The organism is Streptomyces ureilyticus, assembly GCF_011045025.1.
GTDB lineage: Bacteria > Actinomycetota > Actinomycetes > Streptomycetales > Streptomycetaceae > Streptomyces > Streptomyces ureilyticus.
On the sequence record NZ_JAAKZX010000380.1, the window covers coordinates 1 to 4,181 of the forward strand.

The following is a 4,181-nucleotide window of genomic DNA, read 5'->3' on the forward strand; positions in this document are numbered from 1 at the left end:
CGGAAGACCGCGCACCCCTCGGTGTCCGCCCCGCCCCCGCCGGGCAGGCCGGGCAGCGCCCCGCTGGATCACCTGCCCACGACGGTCAACGGCTCGGGTGGGACCCCTCCGCCGACCCCTCCGCCGGGCCCGGCCTACGGCTATCCGCAGCAGCACCCGCAGCCCGCCGGGTACGGCTACCCGCAGCAGCCCGGCACCTGGGGCGCGCCCGAGGGGTACGCGCCCGCGACGGGCTCGACTCCCCCGTACGGGCCCGCGTACGGGCCGGGAGCCGGCGTCCCGCAGCAGCCACCCCAGCGCAGCGGTCGCTCCACCGCCTTCCTGCTCGTGGTGGCCCTGGTCGTCGCGCTCGCCGCGGGCGGCTCGGTCTACGCGCTGATGAGCGGCGGGGACGGCAACGGCGCGGGCGGCGACACCACGGCGACCCCGACGGCGAGCGCACCCACGACAGACCCGACCAACCAGGGCCAGGACCCGGACCCGACCGCCCAGCCGTCGGAGACCACGGAGGAGAGCCCGGTCGGCGGCGTGATCCCCACCAAGTACCTCGGCAGTTGGGTGGCGGTCTTCGGCACCGACCAGGGCAGCAACACCCGAAGGCTCACCATCCAGCAGGGCCAGGTCGGCGACATCGTGCTCTCGCTCACGGCGGACGGCCCGGAGGGACTGGAAGGCGACGAAGGCGACCGTACGTACCACTGCGTGTTCCAGGCGAGGCTCGCCGCGGCCCCCACCGCCGACGGCCCGCTGCGTATCAGCCCGTCCACGGTCACCGTCGGCGAACCGCCCAGCTCCTGCACCCCGGGCGAGGCCTCGGAGCTGACCATCCTCCCGGACGGCAGCCTGCGCCGCCTGACCGACGGGAGCGGGGCCGAGCTGACGTACAACAAGACGGGCTGAGAGGCGAGTTGACGTACACAACTGCGCGAACTCGCTGAACTGAAGCTGAACATCCGCTGTCGTGTCCCCAATGTCCCCACCGGGAGCCGTACCTTGACCCCGCAGCGTAATGCTCGGGGGAGTGGCTCACGTGCAGGATTGGCTGAGCGCGGAGAACGTCATCGCGCTGACGACGGCGCTCGTCGGTGTCGTGGCGTCCGCGGTGATGGTCTGGTACGAGCGCCGGGTGCCGCGGCGGAAGCGGCTCGGCTACCGCGTGCAGATGGACAACCCCATCGGTCACGACGTGCGTTCGGGGCGGGCGAACGTACGGCTCGGGCTGTTCGACGAGGCGTCGGACATGTCCGACGCGACGCTTGTGCTGCTGCGCGTCGAGAACGACGGCTCGCAGAGCATCGCCGACAACGACTACACCGGGCGTGAACGGCACGGTCTCACCGCGGTGTTCAGCGACCGCCTCATCCGGGGTGTGTCGGTCACGCAGCCGGCCGGCACCGACCACCTCATGGACCACTTCACCCCGGCCGCGGGTTTCGGCTATCAGGACGGCGTCCTGCGCATCCCCCGGGTCCCGCTCAACCGGGGCGAGCACTTCAAGCTGCTCGTGTTGCTGTCGGGCGGGGATGTCGGCAGCGGCATACGGATCATCGGCGGTATCCGCGACGGCGAGGTGCATCCCAACAGCGCCGTTCTTCCGGACGACAAACCGCCGCTGTTCAGCCGCGCGGCCCGGCTGATCACCGTGCTGCTCACGGTCTGCGTGATGACCCTGGCCACGATCATCGTCGCCCGGGACGACACTCCGCCGCCGATCGAATGCGAGACGGGCAAGCTGACGCTCACCGGGTCGACGGCGTTCAAGCCCGTGCTGGAGGACCTGGAGGACGAGTACGAGGAGGACTGCGAGGGCGCCGACATCTCCGTGGACGCGCGCGGCAGTACGGCCGGCGTCAACGAACTCGCCGCCCTGGGCTCCCAATCGAAGGATTCACCCGCCGTCATCGCCTTCTCCGACGGCCCCAAGACCATCGACGACTCCGAACTGACCGCGAACCGTGTCGCGTTGTCCCTGTTCACCCTGGTCGTCAACGATGCCGTCCGGCCGAGCGGAGGCCTGACCGTGGACGACATTCGCCGTATCTACCGCGGCGAGGTCACCCGCTGGCGGCAGCTCGACGAACGGCTCCCCGACCTTCCCGTCGTCCTCGTCAGCCGGGACGCCGACTCCGGTACCCGGCAGATGTTCCAGCGGGAGGTGCTGGACAGCTGGGAGCGGGTGCCCAGCACCTCGCTGGACTGCCGCAGCAAGGAGGACTCGTCCTATCCCGTCACGCGCTGCGAGCTCGACTCCACGCAGCAGGTGCTGGACAAGGTCGCCGAGATCCCCGGCGCCATCGGCTACAGCGAACTCAGCCAGGCCACCGAGCGGCGCGGACTGCACCGGCTCGCCATCGACGGTCACCAGTCCTCCGTCGAGGATCTGGAGCAGGGCGAGACCGCCTACCCGTACTACGGCCTCGAGTACGCCTACACCTACGGCCGCCCCTCCGCGAGCTCCCTCACCGACAGCTTCCTCGCCTATATGCGCGGGGGCACCGCCCAGAGCGTGATCCGCGGGCATGGGCATGTGCCGTGCGAGACGTTGACCGGGGCCGACCTGTGCGCCGAGAGGGCCAGGAGCGACGAGGCCGGCTGATCGGCCGGCAGGGGTCCCCGGGCGCCCTTGCCCCTGGCTGGTGCGTGCAGAACGATGGCAAGTCACGGTGTTCCCCCCCACCCCGTGTTCCGGGAGGATCCATGCGGCCCATCCGTCCCAGCAGAAGAAACGTCCTGGCCGCGGCGTCGGCGGCCGTGGCGGTGTCCGCCGACGCGGTCGCCGCGCAGGCCAAGGCCATGGAGCCCACCGGCACGCGTCCACCCGCCACCGCCCAGCCGCCGTCCCGTGAACTCCGCGCCCTGTTAAGGGAGATCGACCCCGAGCGCATCGAGGCGACCGTCCGCAAACTCGCCTCCTTCGGCACCCGGCACACCCTCTCCTCCCAGGACGACCCCAAGCGCGGCATCGGCGCGGCCCGCGACTGGATCCTGGCCCAGATGAAGTCGTACGCGAAGGCCTCCGGCGGCCGGATGACGGCCGAACTCCAGTCGTACGTCCAGCAGCCCGCGAACCGCATCCCCGCACCCACCCGCATCACGAACGTCGTCGCGACCCTGCGCGGCTCGGTCACCCCGGACCGTATCTACGTGGTCTCCGGCCATTACGACTCCCGGTGCAGCGACCCCATGGACGCCACGTCCGACTCTCCGGGCGCGGACGACGACGCCTCGGGCGTGGCGGTCGCCATGGAACTGGCTCGGGTGATGGCGAAGCGCCGCCCTGCCGCGACGATCGTGTTCGCGGCGGTGGCGGGGGAGGAGCAGGGGCTGTACGGGGCGGCGCACATGGCGCAGCGGTTCCGGTCGGCCGACGCGGACGTCCAGGGCATGTTCACCAACGACATCGTGGGCAGCCCGATGGCGGACGACGGCACCAAAGACCCGTACACGATCCGCCTCTTCGCGGAGGGTGTCCCGTCGTCCGAAACCCCCGAACAGGCCGACACCCGCCGCTCCGTGGGCGGCGAGAACGACTCCGCCACCCGCCAGCTGGCCCGCTTCGTGAGGGACACGGCGGACAACTCCGCGACCGGCATGAACGTACGCGTCATCTACCGCCGCGACCGCTACCGCCGTGGCGGCGACCACATCCCGTTCCTCGAACGCGCCTATCCCGCCGCCCGCTTCACCGAGCCGACGGAGGACTACGCGCATCAGCACCAGGACGTACGGGTCGAGAACGGCAAGCAGTACGGGGACCTGCCGGAGTTCTGCGACTTCCCCTTCATCGCCCGCGTGGCGAAGGTCAACGCGGCCGCCCTCTGGAGCCTGGCCCAGGCCCCCGGTACCCCGCGGGGCGCCAAGATCCTCACCGCCGCGCTGACGAACTCCACCGAGCTGACCTGGACCCGCGGCCCCGAGCCCGACCTCGCGGGCTACGAGGTCGTGTGGCGCGAGACCACGGAGCCCGACTGGACGCACGCGATCCCGGTCGGCGACGTGACGAAACACAAGGTCGACCTGTCGAAGGACAACGTGTTCTTCGGGGTGCGGGCGGTGAGCCGGGCGGGGTATCGAAGCCCGGTGGCTTTTCCGCAGCCGCAGACGTGACGGCGCCTGGCCGGGGGTTGTCTCGCCCCCGCCGCCCCTACCCGTCCCATCCCGGGGCCGGCCCCGGGATGGGA

General features: G+C 71.2%; 2 protein-coding genes and 1 pseudogene. All 3 read left to right on the top strand.

Features of this window, described 5'->3' with window-relative positions; all coding sequences use genetic code 11:
- Nucleotides 1-900: pseudogene (locus G6048_RS47015) on the top strand (serine/threonine protein kinase); the annotation flags it as partial.
- 130 nt (nt 901-1,030) lie between these two features.
- Complete coding sequence (locus tag G6048_RS47020; RefSeq protein WP_328829054.1) at nt 1,031-2,596, top strand: PstS family phosphate ABC transporter substrate-binding protein; 1,566 nt, start codon at nt 1,031-1,033, stop codon at nt 2,594-2,596.
- 101 nt (nt 2,597-2,697) lie between these two features.
- Complete coding sequence (locus G6048_RS47025) at nt 2,698-4,107, top strand: M20/M25/M40 family metallo-hydrolase (protein WP_165345742.1); 1,410 nt, start codon at nt 2,698-2,700, stop codon at nt 4,105-4,107.
- Nucleotides 4,108-4,181: the final 74 nt, after the last annotated feature.

Coding starts and splice junctions, on each gene's coding strand:
- G6048_RS47025 (WP_165345742.1), top strand. CDS start 2,698: ATGCGGCCCATCCGTCCCAGCAGAAGAAACGTCCTGGCCGCGGCGTCG.